Source organism: Pseudomonas onubensis, assembly GCF_965653655.1.
Classification (GTDB): Bacteria; Pseudomonadota; Gammaproteobacteria; order Pseudomonadales; family Pseudomonadaceae; genus Aquipseudomonas.
The window spans coordinates 59,466-80,313 of the sequence record NZ_CBFHAZ010000016.1 but is presented as its reverse complement, the minus strand read 5'-3'; the positions used below and the strand labels follow the sequence as shown (position 1 = coordinate 80,313).

Genomic DNA, 20,848 nt, shown 5'->3' with positions numbered 1-20,848 from the left:
GTCAGTCAGTATATGAGTTGACTGAAACACCGCTTTCGCGAGCAAGCCCGCTCCCACATTTTGATCTGCATCATCCCTCAGGCTAGCTGTTCAGCCACTTCTTCCGGGATGTCGGCATTCGAGTAGACGTTCTGCACATCATCCAGGTCTTCGAGCATGTCCAGCATCTTCAGCACTTTCTGCGCGCCGTCCAGGTCCAGCTCGGCGCTGGTGGTGGGCAGCATCACGATTTCCGCGTCGGTGCCTTTGAAACCAGCGGCTTCCAGCGCGTTACGCACCGCATAGAAGCCGGCAAACGAGGTAAACACGTCGATGGAGCCATCCTCGTTGGTTACCACGTCGTCAGCGTCTGCCTCCATCGCAGCTTCCATCAAGGCGTCTTCGTCGGTGCCAGGCGCAAACGTGATCTGCCCTTTGCGCTCGAACAGGTAAGCCACCGAGCCATCGGTGCCCAGGTTGCCGCCACATTTGCTGAAGGCATGGCGCACAGCGGCCGCCGTGCGGTTGCGGTTGTCGGTCATGCACTCGACCATCACCGCCACGCCGCCTGGGCCGTAGCCTTCATAGCTCAGCTCGACCATGTCGTCGGTATCGGCAGCGCCGGCACCACGGGCCACGGCGCGATCAATGATGTCGCGGCTCATGTTTGCGCCCAAGGCCTTGTCCAGCGCCAGGCGCAGACGCGGGTTGGAACCTGGGTCACCACCGCCTTGGCGGGCGGCGACGGTCAGTTCGCGAATCCACTTGGTGAAGATCTTGCCTTTCTTGGCATCCTGACGCTCTTTGCGGTGCTTGATGTTCGCCCACTTGGAATGGCCAGCCATAACACAACTCCGAAATTCTCTAGAAACCTTATCAATCCCGCCCCAGGCAGGAATTCCCTCTTTTAAACGCAAAGGCGCATCCGAAGATGCGCCTTTTTGACTGCGTAAAACCTTATTGCGCTTTCACGCCGCAGCCTTACTCAGCCTTCGGCGCCTCGCGCAGACGGATGTGCAGTTCGCGCAACGCCTTGGCATCCACTACGCCCGGCGCCTGGGTCATGACGTCCGCAGCACTCTGGGTTTTCGGGAAGGCGATCACTTCACGGATCGACTGGGCGCCGGTCATCAGCATCACCAGACGGTCCAGGCCGAACGCCAAGCCACCGTGCGGCGGTGCGCCGTACTTGAGGGCGTCGAGCAGGAAGCCGAACTTCTCTTCCTGTTCCGCTTCGTTGATGCCCAACAGGCGGAACACCGCTTGTTGCATCTCTTTGCGGTGGATACGGATCGAACCGCCACCCAGCTCGGTGCCGTTGAGCACCATGTCGTAGGCACGCGACAGAGCGCCGGCCGGGTTGGCTTCCAACTCTTCAGGCGAGCACTTCGGCGCGGTGAACGGGTGGTGCAAGGCGCTGAAGCTGCCGTCGTCGTTCTCTTCGAACATCGGGAAGTCGACGACCCACATCGGTGCCCACTTGCAGGTCAGCAGGTCCAGGTCGTGACCGAGCTTGATGCGCAGCGCGCCCAAGGCCTCGCTGACGATCTTGGCCTTGTCGGCACCGAAGAACACGATGTCGCCATCGACTGCACCGACGCGGTCCAGGATCGCGTTGAGGTTGTCCAACGGAATGTTTTTGACGATCGGCGATTGCAGGCCGTCAACGCCATTGGCGCGCTCGTTGACCTTGATGTACGCCAGGCCTTTGGCACCGTAGATGCCGACGAACTTGGTGTAGTCGTCGATCTGCTTGCGCGGCATGCTCGCGCCGCCAGGCACGCGCAGGGCGGCGATGCGGCATTTAGGGTCGTTGGCCGGGCCGCTGAACACCTTGAAGTCGACTGCTTTGAGCTGGTCGGCCACGTCCACCAGTTCCAGCGGGTTACGCAGGTCTGGCTTGTCGGAACCGTAACGGCGCATGGCTTCTTCGAAGGTCATGTGCGGGAATTCGCCGAATTCCAGGTCCAGCACTTCCTTGAACAGGTTGCGGATCATTTGCTCGGTCAGGCCCATGATCTCTTTTTCATCGAGGAAGCTGGTCTCGATGTCGATCTGGGTGAATTCAGGCTGGCGGTCAGCGCGCAGGTCTTCGTCACGGAAGCACTTGGCGATCTGGTAGTAGCGGTCGAAGCCGGCAACCATCAGCAGTTGCTTGAACAGCTGTGGCGATTGCGGCAATGCGAAGAACGAACCGGCGTGGGTACGGCTTGGCACCAGGTAGTCACGCGCGCCTTCCGGGGTGGCCCGGGTGAGGATCGGCGTTTCGACGTCGAGGAAGCCGTTTTCGTCGAGGAAGCGGCGAATGCTGGTGGTCATGCGCGAACGCAGGCGCAGCTTCTCGGCCATTTCCGGACGGCGCAGGTCCAGGAAGCGGTAGCGCAGGCGGGTTTCTTCGCCCACATCGGAGTATTCGTTGAGTGGGAACGGCGGGGTTTCCGACTCGTTCAACACTTCCAGCTCATAACCCAGCACTTCGATGGCGCCGGAGGCCATGTTGGCATTTACAGCACCGGCCGGGCGCAGGCGCACCTTGCCGGTGATCTTCACGACGTATTCGCTGCGCACGCGGTCGGCGGCGGCGAAGCTCTCGGCGCGGTCCGGGTCGAACACCACTTGGGCCAGACCATCACGATCACGGATATCGAGGAAAATTACCCCGCCGTGGTCGCGGCGACGGTGAACCCATCCGCAAAGGGTGATTTCCTGACCATCCAGGGTCTCGTTCAGTTGGCCGCAATAGTGGCTGCGCATCATGGTAGTGGTTTCACTTCTCGTAATTCGAAATTCGATGGAGGCTCGCCTCGTCACCGTACAGTTAAGCAGGGGACGGATAATGCAGGAGCCTGCGCGTAGAGTTCAACTCAGTCTGCTTTGTCGCCGCCCGCCAGATTCTTCTTGGCGCCGGTCTTGAAGTCGGTCTCATACCAGCCGCCGCCGCTCAGGCGGAAGCCCGGCATGGACAACATCTTCTTCAGCTCAGGTGCCTGGCAGGCTGGGCAATCGACCAGCGGCGCAGCGCTGATCTTCTGAATGGCTTCCAACTGATGACCACAGGAAGCACATTGATAGTCGTACATGGGCATGGAGATGTCTCGGCGATCAGATCGTAACTGCACCACGCCCACCCTGTGGATAAGCCAGGGACGCGCAGCAAAGCGCGGGATTATATCTGGTAAATCGACACAGTGCAGCCGGCTTTCTGCCCGAAGCCTGGCCCGCCTTGACGGCGAGCCTGCTTCGCAACCGGCGGTTTAATCCAGGCCCGTGGCGCTGGCGCGCTCTTTTAATACGTGGACCACGCACACTACCCGCACCAGCCCGCTGAAGTTCTTCACTCCCCCGTAACGCAAATGCACCTCCCGATCGACATACGACAACAACGCGCTGACTGAACAGGCATTGATCCTGGCTATCTCCGTGAGGATATTCCAATAGATCTGCTCCAGGCGCAGACAGGTGGAAAACCCGTTGAGCCTGATCGACCGGGACAATGGCTTGGCCAGTCCCATGTCGAACCCTTTGGCAAAGGGGTCGACCTTTATCTTGTGAAAACCGGCGGTTTCCATCACTCCATTACCCACTCCGCGTGACATACACCTGACACTCCATTGCCAAACAGCAGCCCATGGGTTTCTCCCATTGGGCAGTGAGCCTATAAAACAGCAGGGCGAGAGGGGCAGCCAGAAGACGCGGATTGGAAAGTTGTAGGACAACGCCAGGAAGTGCGGAGAAACAAGCGAGCGGCGCCAGGGAGGCGCCACTCAGGAGAGGCTTTTACTGGTTTTCAAGCAAGGAACGCAGCATCCACGCGGTTTTCTCGTGAACCTGCATGCGCTGGGTCAACAGGTCGGCGGTCGGCTCGTCGCTGACCTTGTCGAGCAACGGGAAAATACCGCGAGCGGTGCGCGTGACGGCTTCCTGGCCGGCCACCAGTTGCTTGATCATCTCTTCGGCGCTGGGCACGCCCTCTTCTTCCTTGATCGAAGACAGCCGCGCATAGATCGAATAGGCACCCGGCGCCGGGAAGCCCAGGGCACGGATACGCTCGGCAATGGAGTCCACCGCCAGCGCGAGTTCGTTGTACTGCTCCTCGAACATCAAGTGCAGCGTACGAAACATGGGGCCCGTGACGTTCCAGTGGAAGTTGTGGGTTTTCAAATACAGTACATAGGTATCGGACAGCAGCCGTGAAAGCCCATCGACGATGGATTTACGGTCTTCTTCACTGATACCAATATCGATTGCCATGTTTTTCCCCTTCAATTGACGAACATTCATTGATCAGGTGCAGGACCACTCTAGCAAGAGTGCCGGCGGTGTGCAGCCCGGCACACGCAGGCAGCGTGCGACATATCGCCCCTCTGCACGGCTGCGCCTGTCAGCGACGGGCTAACCTGTGTGACGAGTCGCAAGACCCTGAAATTACCACTCGCAGAGTCCCGCACTGTCTAGGACAAGCGTTTGACGCAGAAATGCCGTGGCGCTGGCAACACCCCGAAATGCTTGATTTGAGTAGGCACAGCCTTTGCTGTTAAATAGGTGGCGTGTGGTTGCCGTTTATTTCTGCGGTACGCCACATAGGCTGATACCCGCGCACGTGCCCAACGCCTCCCATTGTTCAGAAGCGAACCGTGCCAGTCAGCTCTTCCTTGTGATCCGTCTTAACGTGAGTTAATCAAAATGTTGAAAATCGTCCACCTCCTGACGGGCGTTGCAGCGTTGCTGCTGTCCTTTATTCCGAGTCTGCAGCCTGAAAGCCTGCCGTACCTGGAACAACACGACGCCCTGTACCTGGCCTTGTTCGGCCTTCTTAACCTGACGCTCGCACCGGTAATCCCTTACTGGAACAAAGGCACGCGTCATCAACTGCAAAACCTGGTCAGCGCGCTGTTGGTACTGACCGTTGTCGTGCAAACCCTCACCCTCCTGGCACCTATGCCTGAAGTGGGCGGCCACCCGGCCATCCTGCTCAGCCTGGTGATTGCTGTGGTCGCCATCGTTCTTCACTTGGCCATCAGCTTCTACCGTTCGTCGCCTGCCGCGGCGTCGCAAAACTACGACATGACCAACCGGGATACCGGGACCGTCAAGTGGTTCAATACCTCCAAAGGCTTCGGCTTTATTTCCCGCGATTCGGGCGACGATATCTTCGTCCACTTCCGGGCTATCCGTGGCGAAGGCCATCGCGTACTGGTCGAAGGCCAGCGCGTGGAGTTCTCCGTCATGAACCGCGACAAAGGCCTGCAAGCCGAAGACGTGATTGCGGCCTTGCCGCGTCGCTGACGCCTAACCGCAGCGCATAAAAAAACCGCGATCCGGCTGAGCTGGATCGCGGTTTTTTATGCGCGGCTGTTTAACGAAGGGCCGATTAATAATGTGGCGGCGGCGCTTCTTCTTCGGAGGTCTCGAATTGCCCGCCCATTTCTTCCTGGCGCTTGAGCAACGCCGTCATCTGCATTTGCAGGCGCTCCACCGCACGCTGCTGGGTGACCAGGATGTCATTGAGGGTCTCGATGGTGTCGTCCTGGAAGGCCAGGCGGCTTTCCAGATCGGTAACGCGGTCTTGCAGGTCCATGATTCAGTCCTGGCTAAAGATGAAGTCGGCAGGCAATAGCCCGCGCAATTGGCTGCGAATCGCCGCCACTTGCTCATCGGTATAATGCCGTGCCGGGTGTTTGCCCCAGACCGGTGCCGGCCAGGCCGCATCATCACGTTTGCGCACAATCACATGCACGTGCAACTGGCTGACTACGTTACCCAGCGCGCCGATGTTCATTTTATCGGCCGCCAGCCCTTCATTAAGCAACTGTGCCAGGGCGGTCGTCTCTTGCCACAGCCGATGTTGATCGGCGACATCCAGTTGAAACACTTCGCTGATACCGTCGATGCGCGGCACCAGAATGAACCAGGGGTAATTGGCGTCGTTGGACAGCAGCAGGCGGCAGAGCGGGAAGTCCCCAATGGCCAGTGTGTCTTGTTGCAGGCGTTGGTCTAAGGCGAACACGCGGCACTCCGTTCGGCAGGTCAATTTCAGGTGCCCAGCATACCTTCGAATGCTCAAGGCTTCACGGCGAATGCGGGAGCGTTGGGGCAACCGGGCAAAAAAGCACGCACCCTTTCGAGGCAGGCAAATATTTGAGCTACGCTAAATCGGGCCTCAGCGGGATGCACCAAAATGACCCACCCGTGCCTCAAAGGGATCCGCCAATTACCCACTCAAGGGGTGAACCGGTAACGCTTTGCCCTGGCACAGGATTTTTGCACCTCTCAATGGGTGTTTCAGCGGGGCGTCAAGCCCAAACCAAACGACGTAAAAAGCCCGTGCTTATGCGGTTTTTACACCGTCGTAACGTTTTTCACGAAAAAATGACATTCGGTTACCGCTTTGTGCACGCTTGTTGCATTCCCACCCGTATCGTCGGCAACGGCACCCGTTTGGATACAGGTGTTACGCGATAAGAAACAGTAGCGTTCAGGTGCATTTCAAGGATGAGTTCAAACTTCGCAAGGGGGTTGAATACTGCACTTTAGTTGTCAGCCCGGTGACACTCGGGCTGTGAATTTGCGACAGGGAAATAGCAATTTACGACAGCCTCGTAAAGAAGCTGAAAGGATAGATGAGTAAGTATCGTCAATAGGGTCTGCGTGATATAACTTTGCGCCGACACAAAAAAGAAAGAGCCGCCCAGATAAAAATACAGGTGGGACGGCAGTACTCTTCCTAAAACCAAAGGAGCAAATCACGATGCGCGTGATGAAGTGGAGCATGATCGCCCTGGCTGTATCAGCAGGCACCTCGCAGTTCGCAATGGCGTCCGCCCAGGACGATTCCAAGGGCTTTGTTGAAGACAGCACTTTCAGCATCAACACTCGTATGTTGTATTTCAGCCGTGACAAGCGCAACAACGACACTGGCCAAAGCCGCAGCGAAGAAACCGGCCTTGGTTTCAATGGCCTGTACCAGTCGGGCTTCACCCAAGGCACCATCGGTGTTGGTGTTGACGCCATCGGCCTGCTGGGCGTCAAGCTCGACAGTGGCAAGGGTCGCGCCGGGACTGGCTTGTTCCCTACTGGCTCTGACGGTCGCTCGGAAGACGACTACTCCAAAGGCGGCGCCGCGATTAAGTTCCGCTTCTCCAACACCGTGCTGAAAGTAGGTGATCAATACACCACCGCACCCGTGTTTGCTTCCGATGACAGTCGCCTGCTGCCAGAGCTGCCACAAGGTATCTCTCTGACCAGCAACGAAATCAAAGACCTGAAGCTTGAAGCCGGTCACTTCACCTCGATCGTTGCCCAGGATCACACCTACAAGGACAGCATCGGCAGCTCCGAACCCGACACGGGTCGTGGCCTGAGAGACGCCAACTTCATTGGCGGCGTTTACGCTTGGACCCCAGAGTTCACCACCAGCCTCTACTACTCGAAAGTCGAGGACTACTGGAAGAAACTCTACGCCAACGTGAACTGGACCCACGCGCTCAGCAACGATCAATCGCTGGCTGTTGACTTCAACATCTACAGCACCAAAAGCGATGGCGCGGCTCTGCAAAAAGCCGAAAAAGACAACACCACCAAGCTCGATAACCGTGCCTACAGCTTGCAAGGTGCGTACACCATCGACGCTCACACCTTCACCCTGGCCTATCAAAAGGTTAGCGGTGACGGCGACTACGGCTACGGTGTAGACGGCGGTGGCTCGATCTTCTTGGCTAACTCCGTGGCACGTTCCGACTTCAACGCTGAAGGCGAAAAATCCTGGCAGGCTCGTTATGACCTGAACATGGCCAAGTACGGCGTTCCAGGCCTGAGCTTCATGACTCGTTATGTGACCGGTAGCGGTGCAGATAACGGCGTCACGACCAACGCCAAAGAGTGGGAACGCGACATCGAAGCCAAGTACGTGATCCAGAGCGGCCCGGCAAAAGACCTGAGCCTGCGCGTTCGTCAAGCGACCTATCGTTCGTCTGATGGCGTGTACTACGGTTCGGCGTCGATCGACGAACTGCGTCTGATCGCGCAATACCCGCTGAACATCTTGTAATTAGCTGTTTAATTACAACGATGACTTAAGGCGTAAGCCTTAACTAAAAAGCCGCTCCCTTGTTTTGCAAGGGAGCGGCTTTTTTATTTCAGATTTATTACACAAGAAAAATAACTAGCAAGCTAAGTAACTATATTGGCCTTACGCATCAAACTTGACCTATCGGCCAAGTTCGACAGCCTGCCGCTTAGTTATTTGGCCAGCGGTTCTTGCATCACGCGAATAACTCGCTGTGGAAACGGAATATCAATACCCGCGCCTTTCAAACGATCACGCGCCAGTTCATTGAGCATAAACACCACGTCCCAATAATCCGGGGTATTGGTCCAGCAACGCAGGGAGACAGTGATCGAACTGTCACCCAAGGTCGACACCACGGCCACAGGCGCCGGGTCGGCCAGTACGCGTGGGTCTTTGGCCAGCTCCAACAGCACCTCACGGGCCTTCTGCAGATCGGCTTCGTAGTCGACACCCACATCAAACACTACTTTGCGGGTCGGCTGACGGTTGGTGTTGGTGATGATGCCGTTGGACAGGATGCCGTTGGGCACGATCACGGTCTTGTTGTCGCCAGTACGCAGCACGGTGTGGAAGATCTGGATGCTGTCGACAGTCCCGGAGGTGCCCTGGGCTTCGATCCAGTCACCAATGCGGAACGGGCGGAACAGCAGAATCAGCACGCCACCGGCAAAGTTCGCCAGGCTGCCCTGCAACGCCAGGCCGATGGCCAGGGTGGCGGCACCGATCGCGGCGACAAACGAGGTGGTGGCCACGCCGATCATCGAGGCCACGCTGACAATCAGCATGACTTTCAGCGCAATGTTCGCAAGGCTGGTGATGAAGTGCTGCAACGCCAGGTCGGCGTTACGCAGCGCCAGCAAGCGTCCCACGCGGTGGGTCAATACGTTGATCAGCCACCAGCCGATGGCCAGGGTGATCACCGCCAGCAACACGCGGCTGCCGTATTCCATGATCATGGGGATCCAGGACTGCGAGGTCTTGATCAGGTGATCCATTTCAGCGTTTAAATCCATCTATCTTCTCCTGTTGCGCGGATGTGCGGCTTAATTGACTGCCTTAAAACGCAAATGAGCCCCGAAGGGCTCAAGTGTAGGCACTGTTTCTGGGGCGTGGGACGTTAAAAACGCGCACAGGTTCCCCAATGTGCCATCAGTCGCGGAAGTTATTGAACTGCAGCGGCATGTCGAAGGCCTTGGCGCGCAGGGCGGCGATGGCTTCTTGCAGGTCGTCACGCTTCTTGCCGGTGATACGTACCTGCTCACCCTGAATGGCGGCCTGGACCTTCAACTTGGCATCTTTGACGTGAGCGACGATCTTCTTCGCCAGCTCCTTATCGATGCCTTCCTTGAGCACGGCTTCCTGCTTCATCAGCTTGCCCGAGGCGTAGGCGTCCTTGATTTCAAGGCACTGTGCGTCGATCTTGCGCTTGACCAACGACAGCTTGAAGATCTCGATCATCGCTTCCAGCTGGAAATCGGCTTCAGCGGTCAGGTTGACGGTCAGTTCCTTTTCCTTGAACTCGAAGCTGCCCTTGCCCTTCAAGTCATAGCGACGGTCCAGTTCCTTGACGGCGTTTTCGACGGCGTTGGTGACTTCGTGTTTGTCCAGTTCGGATACCACGTCGAACGAAGGCATGTCATTTCTCCAATATAAGGGGCGGGCTTCGTCGCGATGGAGCGCGCCCAAGCTAAAATGCCGAGGCATTATAGCGGTTCTTTCGCGCCATTCATCGCAGGCGACCCTACGGAGCACAAACTGATGTCGACCACCTGGCATATTCTCGGCGCCGGCAGCCTGGGCACCCTCTGGGCCACGCGCTTATCACGCGCGGGCCTGCCCGTGCGGCTGATAGTGCGTGATGCCGTGCGCCTGGCCAGCTATCACCAGGCGGGCGGCCTGACCCTGGTGGAACACGGCGTAGAAAATACTTACCCAGTGATCGGCGAAACACCCGACAGCCCCGAGCCGATTCATCGCCTGCTGGTGGCGTGCAAAGCCTACGACGCCCAAAGCGCCATCGCACAGCTGCAACACCGACTGGCACCCGGCGCTGAACTGATCCTGCTGCAAAACGGCCTTGGCAGCCAGGACGCGGTGGCCGCGCAATTACCCCAGGCCCGCTGCCTCTTTGCCTCCAGCACCGAAGGCGCGTTTCGTGAAGGTGACTGGCGCGTGGTCTTCGCCGGCCACGGCTACACCTGGCTGGGGGACGCGCGCCATCCCACTCCCCCGCTGTGGCTGGACGACCTGCACGCCGCGGGCATTCCCCATGAGTGGAGCACCGACATCCTGACGCGTTTGTGGCGCAAGCTGGCGCTCAATTGCGCCATCAACCCATTAACCGTGCTTTACCAGTGCCGCAACGGTGGCCTGCAAGCCCATCACTGTGAAGTCGCGACTTTGTGCGCCGAATTGAGCGAGTTGCTCGAATGTTGCGGCCAACCCGCCGCCGCACAAGACTTGCACAGCGAAGTGGAACGCGTAATCCAGGCCACCGCGGCCAACTACTCCTCCATGTATCAGGACGTGGCCAACAACCGCCGCACCGAAATCAGCTACCTGCTCGGCTATGCGTGCCAGGCGGCAGCGCGCCATCAATTGGTGCTGCCGCATCTGCAACAGTTGCAGGCGCGCCTGGTCGACGACTTGCACTCACACGGATTGGCCAGCAACTGAGGCACGCGCTACCCTGCCTACCTGTCTATCACCTGGAAAAAACCTGATGCCACTGCGCCAGCGTCTAGAAAACCTACCGGTAGGGCAGAAACTGCTGGCCGCCCTGCTGGTGCTGTTGACCACCGTATTGCTGGTGGCCAACCTGACGTTTATCAGCGCCGCCTATTGGATTTCCCAGGAAAGCATGGCACCCCAGGCGCTGCAGGCCATTGGTCGATTGGTCTCCAACCCGTCGCTGGCCGCCGAAGCGCTTGAATCCCCGGCCAAGGCCGACGCCCTGCTCAATGAGTTGACCAGCTATTCACCCTTGCGCGCCGCCGCGCTGTACGACGGCGAAGGCACCTTGCTGGCACAGATGCAGCACGGCAACCGCTTGCACCTGCCGGAAAACTACCGCCATATCGAAGCCTGGCGCCTCACCGAATTTCGCAGCAACCAGGTCATCACCCTGCCCCGCGCCGGCCAGCCGTCCGGGCATTTGCTGTTGGTGGCCAGCAGTGAGTTGCCGGTGGCCTTCTATACCGGCACATTGACCGCCAGCCTCGGCATCCTGATTTTCAGCGTATTGCTGTGGCTGGTCATAGCCCGACAGATCAAGCGCCTGATCACGCGCCCGATCCATGAGCTGGAAGAACTCTCACGCCAGGTGACGCGTGAAGAGAACTACGCCCTGCGTGCCGGGCGCGGCAACCATGATGAAATCGGCAGCCTGGCCGAAGCCTTCAACACCATGTTGTCACGCATCGAAGCCCGCGAGCAGCAGCTCAAACGTGCGCGGGACGACTCTCAGGCAGCCTACGACCAGGCCCAGGGCCTGGCCGAGGAAACACGCCACACCAACCGCAAGCTGGAACTGGAAGTGCAGGTGCGCAGCAAGATCGAGAAAAAGCTCACCGGCTTCCAGAACTACCTCAACAGCATCATCGACTCGATGCCGTCGGCGCTGATCGCTCTGGATGAACAGCTGTACGTGACCCAATGGAACCAGGAAGCCACGGCGCTTTCCGGCACGCGCCTGGATGAAGCGCTGAACCAGCCGATCTTCCTCGCCTTCCAGCCGCTCAAACCGTACCTGCCGCAGATAAAGGCCACGGTGGAGCAGCACACGGTCGAACGCATCGAACGCGTCACCTGGATCAAGGACGACGAACCCAAGCATTACGCCCTGACCTTCTACCCGTTGATGGGCGGTGCCGGGCGCGGCGTGGTGATCCGTATCGACGACATCACCCAGCGTTTGTCCCTGGAAGAAATGATGGTGCAGTCGGAAAAAATGCTCTCCGTGGGCGGCCTGGCTGCAGGCATGGCCCATGAGATCAACAACCCGCTGGGGGCGATCCTGCATAACGTGCAGAACATCCGCCGGCGCCTGTCTCCCGACCTGCCCAGGAACCTGGAACACGCCGAACAGGCCGGTATCGAGCTGGAGACAGTCAACCACTACCTGCAAAGCCGCGAAGTCCCGCAACTGCTCGATGGCATCCAGCAAGCCGGTGCGCGGGCGGCGAAAATCGTCACCCATATGCTCAGCTTCAGCCGCCGCAGCAACCGCCAGATGGCGCCTTGCGATTTGCCGGCACTGATCGATCAGGCCGTGGAAATTGCCGGTAACGACTTCGACCTGACCATCGGCTTCGACTTCAAGGGCCAGGCGATCATCCGCCAGTTCGACCCACAACTGGGCCCGGTGCCGGGTACCGCCAACGAGCTGGAACAGGTGCTGCTCAACCTGCTGAAAAACGCGGCGCAAGCTATTCACCTGCGTGAAGATGACAGCGAGCCGGGGCGCATTATCCTGCGCACCCGCCTCAACCCGCCGTGGGCGGAGATCCAGGTGGAAGACAATGGCATCGGCATGAGCGAGAACGTGCGCAAACGCACGTTCGAGCCGTTCTTCACCACCAAGGAAATCGGCCAAGGCACCGGGCTTGGGCTGTCGGTGTCGTACTTCATCATCACCAACAACCACAAAGGCCAGATGGAAGTGCATTCCACCCTCGGCCAGGGCACCTGTTTTACGTTGCGCCTGCCGTTGGCCGGCAGCCAAATCCCACCCTATGAACTGACTCAACTGGAGCAATGACCATGGGCTTTCGCCTGTCGAAGATCTACACCCGCACCGGCGACAAGGGCGAGACAGGCCTGGGCGATGGCCGTCGCGTGCCGAAGGATCACCCTCGCGTGGAGGCCATCGGTGAGGTAGATACGCTGAACAGTCAGTTGGGTTTGCTGCTGGCCAACCTTGAAGAACAGAGCGGCCAGCACCCGCAGCTCAAGGAAGTGATCGAGGTGCTTACACCTTGCCAGCACCGCTTGTTCGATTTGGGGGGTGAGTTGGCGATGCCCGTGTACAAAGCGTTGAATGCGGCAGAGGTCGACCGGCTGGAAGCAGCGATTGACCGTTGGAACGAGGAAGTCGGGCCGCTGGAGAACTTCATTTTGCCCGGCGGTTCAGCGCTGATTGCCCAGGCCCATGTGTGCCGCAGCCTGGCACGCAGTGCGGAGCGGCGGTGTCAGCAGTTGAATGCGATTGAGCCGTTGGAAGGCGTGGGGCTTGCGTATATCAATCGGTTGTCGGATGTGTTGTTTGTGGCGGCGCGGGTGATTGCCAAGCGCCAGGGTGTAGCGGAAGTGTTGTGGCAGGCGGCGGCGAAGCCTCACTGAAAAACGCGGCGCCTGGTCTGCCGCCTTCGCGAGCAAGCCCGCTCCCACATTTGACCGCATTCCAAAGGTGGAACTCGGTTAACTGTGGGAGCGGGCTTGCTCGCGAAGAGGCCAGTCAGAACAGCATCAAACCTCAGGCCAAAACGCGCGAATACCTGCCACACCCTGAGCCCCGGCTTCCCAAGCCTGTTCCCGCTCAGCCGGCCCTACCCCGCCCAGCAGAAACACCGGTTTGCTGAACCCACGGATCAACTCCGCTGCCTGTTCCCAACCCAAAGGCTCTGCATCAGGATGAGTCTGGGTCGGCTGCACCGGCGACAGCGTGACAAAATCCACGTCCATCATCTCTGCCAGTGCCAGCTCTTCGGCGTTGTGGCAAGAAGCCGCCAACCAGCGATCCTTCGGCAGCGGTCGGCCTTTGCTCGCGTATTTACGCAGTTGCGCCGAGGTCATGTGCCAGCCGGCGGCAGGGAAATCCCCGAGCCATTCAAACGGCCCTTTAAGCATCAATTGCGCCTTGCCGGCACACAGGCCCACCGCGTCCACCGCCAGGTCACGGTATTTAGGGTCGTAACCGTTGGGCGCACGCAGTTGAATCAGCTTGATGCCTCCAGCAATGGCTTTTTGAATGCCCCGCAGCAGGGTCGGCGTTTCCAGCTCACCCGGGGTAATCAGGTATTCAGCGGGCAAACGGGCAGCTGCAACAATCGGTGCATTCGCCGCCGGGAACTCATAGTTGAGCAAGTCCCGCGGCGTCACCCATTCCAACGGCTGCCCTTCGGCACCGTGCGGCTCGCCGGTAAAGGCCGAGACTTCCCAGACATCCAGCAACACCTGCTTGTCCGGGTAATCATGCTGCACCTTGATCAGCGGGCGCGCCGTGGTGACCTGGATGCCCAGTTCTTCCTGCAACTCGCGGGACAAAGCGCTTGCGACCGACTCATCAGCCTCCACCTTGCCGCCGGGAAACTCCCAGAGGCCGCCTTGGTGCTGGGTATCGGCGCGGCGCGCCAGCAGAATCCTGCCGTCGACGCCACGGATCACCGCTGCTGCTACATGCACTCGTTTCACCAGGCTTTCCTCTTGGCTGTCAGGTGCGGTATTCCGCGTTGATCTTCACGTACTCGTGGGACAGGTCAGTGGTCCAGATGGTTTCGCTGCACTCGCCGCGGCCCAACTCGATGCGGATGGTGATTTCTTCTTGCTGCATCACCGCCGAGCCCTGGGCTTCGGTGTAGGTTTCGGCGCGCGCACCACGGCTGGCAATGCACACCTCGCCAAGGAAGACGTCGATCTTGCTGACGTCCAGGTCCGGCACACCGGCACGGCCGACGGCAGCGAGGATGCGGCCCCAGTTCGGGTCAGAAGCAAACAGTGCGGTCTTGATCAGTGGCGAGTGGGCCACGGTGTAACCGACATCCAGGCATTCCTGGTGATTGCCGCCGCCGTTGACTTCAACCGTGACGAACTTGGTTGCGCCCTCGCCGTCACGCACGATGGCCTGAGCCACGTCCATGCACACTTCGAACACCGCCTGCTTCAATGCGGCGAACAGCGCGCCCTCGGTGGAGGTGATTTCCGGCAGGTTGGCCTGGCCGGTGGCGATCAGCATGCAGCAGTCGTTGGTCGAGGTATCGCCATCGATGGTGATGCGGTTGAACGACTTGTTGGCGCCGTCGAGCATCAGGCGCTGCAACACGTCGCGGGAGACTTTGGCGTCGGTGGCAATGTAGCCGAGCATGGTGGCCATGTTCGGGCGGATCATACCCGCGCCCTTGCTGATGCCGGTTACGGTGACGGTCACGCCATCGTGTACAAACTGGCGGCTCGCGCCTTTGGGCAAGGTGTCGGTGGTCATGATGCCGGTGGCCGCAGCCGCCCAGTTATCCACAGACAGGTCGTCCAGAGCGGCTTGCAGCGCGCCTTCGATTTTTTCCACCGGCAGCGGCTCACCGATCACACCGGTGGAGTACGGCAGCACTTGGCTGGCATCCACGCCGGTCAACTGGGCCAGCTTGGCGCAGGTGCGCGCAGCGGCAACCAGGCCTGGCTCGCCAGTACCGGCGTTGGCATTGCCAGTGTTGGTCAGCAGGTAACGGATCGAGCCGGCCACGCGTTGCTTGGCCAGGATGACCGGTGCTGCGCAAAACGCGTTGAGCGTGAACACACCCGCAACCGTCGAGCCTTCGGCACAGCGCATCACCACTACATCTTTGCGCCCTGGGCGCTTGATGCCGGCCGAAGCGATACCGAGTTCAAAACCGGCGACCGGGTGCAAAGTGGGCAAAGGACCAAGACCAACAGCCATGAATGCGCTCCTTAAAAAATAGGTGATGTCTGTGCCGTCGTGATCGACGGTGAAATTAATGGCAAAACGCCGCGACGGCAAAGGCCGGTCGCGGCGCAGGGTGTTGCAGCGTCAGGCAAAAATCTTAGTTGATTTCGCCGTGGCAGTGTTTGAACTTCTTGCCCGAACCGCACCAGCACAGCTCGTTGCGGCCCAGCTTCTGGTCATTGCGAACCGGGGTTTGAGCCAAGGCCACATCAACCTCTTCGCCCAAGACTTCCGGCGCTTCCAGGCCCGGTGCTTCGTCATGCTGGAACTGCATGCGCGCAGCCAATGCCTCGGCTTCCTGACGCAGGCGAGCTTCTTCCTCGATCGGGTCTTCGCGACGCACCTGAACGTGGGAGAGCACGCGAATCGAATCGCGCTTGATCGAATCCAGCAGCTCGGAGAACAGCGTGAACGACTCGCGCTTGTACTCTTGTTTCGGGTTCTTCTGGGCGTAGCCACGCAGGTGGATACCGTGACGCAGGTGGTCCATGGTCGACAGGTGGTCTTTCCACAGGTCATCCAGCACACGCAGAACGATTTGCTTCTCGAACGTGCGCAGTGCTTCGGCACTCGCCTGCTCTTCTTTCTCGTTGTACGCGGCCAGCAGCTCGGTCATCAGCTTCTCGCGCAGGGTTTCTTCGTACAGGTGGTCGTCCTCGTCCAGCCACTGCTGAACCGGCAAGTCCACACCGAAGTCGCTCTTCAACGCGGCTTCCAGGCCGGCAACATCCCACTGCTCAGGCAGGGACTGTGGCGGGATGTGTGCGCTGACGGTGGCGTTGAGCACGTCCTGACGGAAGTCAGCGATGGTTTCGCCAATGTTGTCGGCGGCCAGCAACGTGTTACGCATGTGATAGATCACTTTACGCTGTTCGTTGTTGACGTCATCGAACTCAAGCAGTTGCTTACGAATGTCGAAGTTGCGGCCTTCAACTTTGCGCTGGGCCTTCTCGATGGCGTTGGTCACCATGCGGTGCTCGATCGCTTCACCGGACTGCATGCCCAAGGCTTTCATGAAGTTCTTCACCCGATCAGAGGCGAAGATACGCATCAGGCTGTCTTCCAGCGACAGGTAGAAACGGCTGGAACCGGCGTCGCCCTGGCGACCGGCACGACCACGCAGCTGGTTGTCGATACGGCGCGATTCGTGACGCTCGGACGCGATCACCTGCAAACCACCGGATTCCAGCACCGCCTGATGGCGTTTCTGCCAGTCAGCCTTGATCTGGGCGATTTGCTCAGGGCTCGGGTTTTCCAGTGCTGCAACTTCCACTTCCCAGTTACCGCCCAACAGGATGTCGGTACCACGACCGGCCATGTTGGTCGCGATGGTCAGTGCGCCTGGGCGACCGGCCTGGGCGATGATCTCGGCTTCTTTTTCGTGGAACTTGGCGTTGAGGACCTTGTGCTCGATGCCTTCCTTGTCGAGCAGGTTGGACACGTGCTCGGAAGTCTCGATGGTAGCAGTACCCACCAGGATCGGACGGCCTTGGGCCATGCCGTCCTTGATGTCGTTGATGATTGCCGCGTACTTCTCTTCGGCCGTCAGGAACACCAGGTCGTTAAAGTCTTTACGCGCCAGCGGCTTGTTCGGTGGGATCACCATCACGGCCAGGCTGTAGATCTGGTGGAATTCGAACGCTTCGGTGTCGGCTGTACCGGTCATGCCGGACAGTTTGTTGTACAGACGGAAGTAGTTCTGGAAGGTGGTGGACGCCAACGTCTGGCTCTCTGCCTGGATGTTGAGCATTTCCTTGGCTTCAATGGCCTGGTGCAGGCCTTCGGACAGGCGACGACCCGGCATGGTACGGCCGGTGTGTTCGTCAACCAGTACGACCTGGCCGTCCTGGACGATGTATTCGACGTTGCGATGGAACAGCTTGTGGGCGCGCAGGCCGGCATACACGTGGGTCAACAGGCCCAGGTTATGTGCCGAGTAGAGGCTTTCACCCTCGGCCAGCTCGCCGATCTGGGTGAGCATCTCTTCAACAAACTGGTGACCGGCTTCGTTAAGTTCGACCTGGCGGGTCTTCTCGTCGATGGTGAAGTGACCTTCTTTGGTCACCACGCCTTCAACTTCTTCAACGTGCTGCACCAGGCGCGGGATCAACTTGTTGATCTCGGTGTACAGGCGCGAGCTGTCTTCGGCCTGGCCGGAGATGATCAGCGGGGTACGCGCTTCGTCGATGAGGATGGAGTCGACTTCGTCGATCACGGCAAAGTTGAGTTCGCGCTGGAATTTTTCTTCCATGCTGAACGCCATGTTGTCGCGCAGGTAGTCGAAACCGAATTCGTTGTTGGTGCCGTAGGTAATGTCGCACGCGTAGGCGGCGCGCTTTTCTTCCGGCGGCTGGAACGGCGTGACTACGCCGACGGTCAGGCCGAGGAATTCATACAGCGGGCGCATCCAGTTGGCGTCCCGGCGAGCCAGGTAGTCGTTCACCGTCACAACGTGCACGCCCTTGCCGGACAGTGCGTTGAGGTAAACGCCCAGGGTGGCCACCAGGGTCTTGCCTTCACCGGTACGCATTTCAGCAATCATGCCTTCATGCAGGGTCATGCCGCCGATCAACTGTACGTCGAAGTGGCGCATGCCCATGACACGCTTACCGGCTTCACGGGCGACCGCAAAGGCTTCAGGCAACAGCTTGTCGAGGGTTTCACCTTTGGCTATGCGGGCCTTGAACTCTTGGGTCTTGGCGCGCAATTGCTCGTCCGACAGGGCAACCATCTGCTCTTCGAAGGCATTGACCAGCTGCACCGTCTTGAGCATGCGTTTGACTTCGCGCTCATTCTTGCTTCCAAAAAGTTTCTTTAACAAAGGCGCAAACATATCGGCAGGTTCTTCCACACATAGGGATGGAGGGCGCACCGTGAGTGGCCCGAGCAGCCCTCACGGCCGCATGCGAACGCGCATTCTACCCGGAATCGTGGGTGAGGAAAGTGGCGTTATTCCCCGATGCTGGCATGGCGCTGTGAGAGGGCCTGTTTAAAATAAGGGCTTTTGCTGGAACTTCAACCCATCAAGCGCAGAAGTTACCTATTGATTTCACTCGCATTGCCCTGCTATCGCTTTGCCTGGGGCCGCACAGGCGCTTTCTGCTAAGATGGCGGCTCTGTTACTTAAGGTGTCTAAACATGGCGTTTCGCCCACTTACAGCCCGCGCGCCCAGCGTGTTGCTCCGCGAAGCCAAACCGTTGAAAGCCATCTTCGGCCACGCGCAACGCTTGGGCCATTTGCAACGCCTTGTAGAAAGCCAACTGCAACCTGCCGCCCGCGAACATTGTCATGTGGCGTCGTGGCGCGAAGGCAATTTGCTGCTAATTGTCACCGATGGGCATTGGGCGACGCGCCTGCGCTACCAGCAAAAACGCTTGCAGCGGCAATTGATGGCCTTTGATGAATTTGCCAGCCTGACCCGCATCCAGTTCAAGGTGCAGCCGCCCACCGTGCAGCAAGGCGCAGTGGGGCATACCATGGACCTGTCGCAGAATGCCGCCGAAACCATTCAAGCCACGGCCGACGGCATCAGCGATCCGGGCTTGCGCGCAGCGTTGGAGCGGTTGGCCGCCCACGCCAGGCCCAAGCCCTGAACCCCTATTTGCGTTTACTGCCGCCCAATAAAGAGCCCAACAACCCGCGCACCAACTGCCGCCCCATTTGATTGGCCGCCTGTTGCATGGCGGATTTGAGCGCCTTGCCAGCCGTGGTCCCCAGGAACGCCCCGGCCCTGTCGGTAAAGCTCGGTTCTTCAGCGGTCGGGTTGGCCTCCTCGGTCGGGCCAAGCTCCTTGCGCGCCATCAGCACTTCATAGGCCGACTCACGGTCAATCGGCTTGTCGTAGCGCCCCAATAAAGGCGAGCTGGCGATGATCGCGGCGCGCTCGGCTTCGCTCAGCGGCCCGATCCGCGATTGCGGCGGCGCCACCAGTACGCGCTGGACTACTTCCGGCGTGCCCTTTTCCTGCAACGTACCCACCAACGCCTCACCGGTGCCCAACTCGGTCAGCACCGACAAGGTATCGAACGCCGGGTTGGGGCGAAAACCGTCCGCCACCGCACGCAGGGATTTCTGCTCTTTAGTGGTGAACGCCCGCAGGCCATGCTGGATACGCAGGCCCAGTTGCGCCAATACCGTGTCAGGCAAATCCCCTGGGGATTGAGTGACAAAGTACACACCCACGCCCTTTGAACGGATTAAACGCACCACTTGCTCCAGGCGGTCCTGCAATGCCTTGGGCGTATCGGCGAACAATAAATGTGCCTCGTCGAAAAACAGCGCCAGCAGCGGTTTGTCGGCATCGCCACGCTCCGGCAGTTGCTCGAACAACTCGGCCAACAGCCACAGCAGGAAGGTCGCATAGACCTTGGGCGCCTCATGCACCAGACGGCTTGCGTCCAGCAGGTGGATGCGCCCGCGACCATCGCCGGCCGGCTGCAAGATATCTTCCAGTTGCAGGGCCGGCTCGCCGAACAAGGCTTCGGCGCCCTGCTGCTCGAGCACCGCCAAGCGCCGCAACAGTGCCTGGCTGGAACCGGTGGTCATCAGCGCCGCGTCGTCGCCCAGCAGCTCCGGGTGATAACGCAGGTGGTTGAGCAAGGCCTTGAGGTCTTTGAGGTCCAGCAGCAACAGGCCTTCGCGGTCGGCCACTTTGAACGTCGCATAGAGTGCCGATTGCTGGCTGTCGGTCAGCTCAAGCAGGCTGCCAAGCAATAACGGCCCTATTTCGCTGATGGTGGTGCGCAATGGATGACCGGACTGCCCGTGGATATCCCACAGCGTTACCGGATACGCCTTGGCGCCGTAATTAAGGAAGGGCATGCCCGCAATGCGCTCGGCCACCTTGCCTTGCGGGTTGGCCGCAGCGCCAAGGCCGCACAGGTCACCCTTGATATCAGCAGCAAACACGGCCACACCCGCATCGCTGAACGCTTCCGCCAAGCGCTGCAACGTGACGGTTTTACCTGTACCGGTGGCGCCGGCAATCAACCCGTGACGGTTGGCCAGGCGCATGGCCTGGGCGATGGGCTGGCCGTCGAGGCCGGCGCCGATAAGGAGTTGCGAGGAATCAGGCATTTCGTCACCTTTGGTTAATCTTTAGTGCCGTCAGGTCGATACAGACAGA

19 protein-coding genes are annotated in these 20,848 nt (G+C 59.4%); 6 read left to right on the top strand and 13 right to left on the bottom strand.

Going from position 1 to position 20,848, the window contains the following annotated elements:
* Positions 1–77: 77 nt before the first annotated feature.
* The 5 genes from ACTD9P_RS08445 to ACTD9P_RS08425 all read right to left on the bottom strand — a co-directional run bounded on the left by ACTD9P_RS08445 (position 78) and on the right by ACTD9P_RS08425 (position 4,230).
* Positions 78–824 carry a YebC/PmpR family DNA-binding transcriptional regulator gene (locus tag ACTD9P_RS08445; protein ID WP_438867342.1) on the bottom strand — a complete coding sequence of 249 codons (747 nt, stop codon included), beginning with the start codon at positions 822–824 and terminating at the stop codon, positions 78–80.
* A 136-nt stretch (positions 825–960) separates the two neighbouring features.
* Positions 961–2,736 (bottom strand): aspartate--tRNA ligase, encoded by a 1,776-nt coding sequence (gene aspS, locus ACTD9P_RS08440; RefSeq protein ID WP_438867341.1) that lies wholly within the window; start codon positions 2,734–2,736, stop codon positions 961–963.
* Positions 2,737–2,843: 107 nt separating this feature from the next.
* Positions 2,844–3,065, bottom strand: coding sequence for an FmdB family zinc ribbon protein (locus ACTD9P_RS08435; protein WP_017139808.1), 222 nt, complete (start codon positions 3,063–3,065; stop codon positions 2,844–2,846).
* 168 nt (positions 3,066–3,233) lie between these two features.
* Positions 3,234–3,575, bottom strand: coding sequence for a ribbon-helix-helix domain-containing protein (locus ACTD9P_RS08430; protein WP_438867340.1), 342 nt, complete (start codon positions 3,573–3,575; stop codon positions 3,234–3,236).
* Between the two features lie 181 nt (positions 3,576–3,756).
* Positions 3,757–4,230 carry a Dps family protein gene (locus ACTD9P_RS08425; protein ID WP_003193874.1) on the bottom strand — a complete coding sequence of 158 codons (474 nt, stop codon included), beginning with the start codon at positions 4,228–4,230 and terminating at the stop codon, positions 3,757–3,759.
* 432 nt (positions 4,231–4,662) lie between these two features.
* Here ACTD9P_RS08425 and ACTD9P_RS08420 point away from each other — a divergent pair, with 432 nt between their 5' ends.
* Positions 4,663–5,265 (top strand): cold-shock protein, encoded by a 603-nt coding sequence (locus tag ACTD9P_RS08420; protein WP_003193875.1) that lies wholly within the window; start codon positions 4,663–4,665, stop codon positions 5,263–5,265.
* A gap of 85 nt (positions 5,266–5,350) precedes the next feature.
* Here the strand turns inward: ACTD9P_RS08420 and ACTD9P_RS08415 are convergent, their stop codons facing one another.
* Together ACTD9P_RS08415 and ACTD9P_RS08410 are read right to left on the bottom strand one after the other, a co-directional pair.
* Positions 5,351–5,557 carry a SlyX family protein gene (locus tag ACTD9P_RS08415; protein WP_017139805.1) on the bottom strand — a complete coding sequence of 69 codons (207 nt, stop codon included), beginning with the start codon at positions 5,555–5,557 and terminating at the stop codon, positions 5,351–5,353.
* A gap of 3 nt (positions 5,558–5,560) precedes the next feature.
* Positions 5,561–5,986, bottom strand: a complete 426-nt coding sequence (locus ACTD9P_RS08410) for an HIT domain-containing protein (RefSeq protein WP_438867339.1) — start codon at positions 5,984–5,986, stop codon at positions 5,561–5,563.
* Between the two features lie 741 nt (positions 5,987–6,727).
* Between ACTD9P_RS08410 and ACTD9P_RS08405 the strand changes: the two genes are divergently transcribed.
* Entirely contained in the window at positions 6,728–8,026 is a 1,299-nt protein-coding gene (locus ACTD9P_RS08405; RefSeq protein WP_438867338.1) for an OprD family porin, read from the top strand.
* 191 nt (positions 8,027–8,217) lie between these two features.
* Here the strand turns inward: ACTD9P_RS08405 and ACTD9P_RS08400 are convergent, their stop codons facing one another.
* Positions 8,218–9,060, bottom strand: a complete 843-nt coding sequence (locus ACTD9P_RS08400; protein ID WP_138814041.1) for a mechanosensitive ion channel family protein — start codon at positions 9,058–9,060, stop codon at positions 8,218–8,220.
* A 136-nt stretch (positions 9,061–9,196) separates the two neighbouring features.
* Positions 9,197–9,682: a YajQ family cyclic di-GMP-binding protein gene (locus ACTD9P_RS08395; protein WP_438867337.1), complete on the bottom strand. Its 486-nt coding sequence runs from the start codon at positions 9,680–9,682 to the stop codon at positions 9,197–9,199.
* 123 nt (positions 9,683–9,805) lie between these two features.
* Between ACTD9P_RS08395 and ACTD9P_RS08390 the strand changes: the two genes are divergently transcribed.
* Genes ACTD9P_RS08390 through ACTD9P_RS08380 form a run of 3 tightly spaced genes read left to right on the top strand, consistent with a single transcriptional unit; the run spans position 9,806 to position 13,387 of the window.
* On the top strand, positions 9,806–10,723 hold the full coding sequence (locus ACTD9P_RS08390; protein ID WP_438867336.1) for a putative 2-dehydropantoate 2-reductase: 918 nt from the start codon (positions 9,806–9,808) through the stop codon (positions 10,721–10,723).
* 46 nt (positions 10,724–10,769) lie between these two features.
* Positions 10,770–12,806: a sensor histidine kinase gene (locus tag ACTD9P_RS08385; RefSeq protein WP_438867335.1), complete on the top strand. Its 2,037-nt coding sequence runs from the start codon at positions 10,770–10,772 to the stop codon at positions 12,804–12,806.
* A gap of 2 nt (positions 12,807–12,808) precedes the next feature.
* Positions 12,809–13,387, top strand: coding sequence for a cob(I)yrinic acid a,c-diamide adenosyltransferase (locus ACTD9P_RS08380; protein WP_200433036.1), 579 nt, complete (start codon positions 12,809–12,811; stop codon positions 13,385–13,387).
* Between the two features lie 126 nt (positions 13,388–13,513).
* Here the strand turns inward: ACTD9P_RS08380 and ACTD9P_RS08375 are convergent, their stop codons facing one another.
* From ACTD9P_RS08375 to secA, 3 genes are all read right to left on the bottom strand, one after another.
* Positions 13,514–14,458, bottom strand: coding sequence for a Nudix family hydrolase (locus tag ACTD9P_RS08375; protein WP_438867333.1), 945 nt, complete (start codon positions 14,456–14,458; stop codon positions 13,514–13,516).
* A gap of 19 nt (positions 14,459–14,477) precedes the next feature.
* Entirely contained in the window at positions 14,478–15,695 is a 1,218-nt protein-coding gene (gene argJ, locus ACTD9P_RS08370) for a bifunctional glutamate N-acetyltransferase/amino-acid acetyltransferase ArgJ (protein ID WP_138814035.1), read from the bottom strand.
* A gap of 124 nt (positions 15,696–15,819) precedes the next feature.
* The gene (gene secA, locus ACTD9P_RS08365; RefSeq protein ID WP_438867332.1) at positions 15,820–18,555 is read right to left on the bottom strand and encodes a preprotein translocase subunit SecA; all 2,736 of its coding nucleotides are present in this window, start codon (positions 18,553–18,555) and stop codon (positions 15,820–15,822) included.
* Between the two features lie 305 nt (positions 18,556–18,860).
* On the opposite strand from secA, the gene ACTD9P_RS08360 reads away from it, so the two are divergent.
* Complete coding sequence (locus tag ACTD9P_RS08360; protein WP_056858560.1) at positions 18,861–19,316, top strand: DUF721 domain-containing protein; 456 nt, start codon at positions 18,861–18,863, stop codon at positions 19,314–19,316.
* Positions 19,317–19,320: 4 nt separating this feature from the next.
* Here the strand turns inward: ACTD9P_RS08360 and ACTD9P_RS08355 are convergent, their stop codons facing one another.
* The gene (locus tag ACTD9P_RS08355; RefSeq protein WP_438867331.1) at positions 19,321–20,799 is read right to left on the bottom strand and encodes a helicase HerA-like domain-containing protein; all 1,479 of its coding nucleotides are present in this window, start codon (positions 20,797–20,799) and stop codon (positions 19,321–19,323) included.
* Positions 20,800–20,848: the final 49 nt, after the last annotated feature.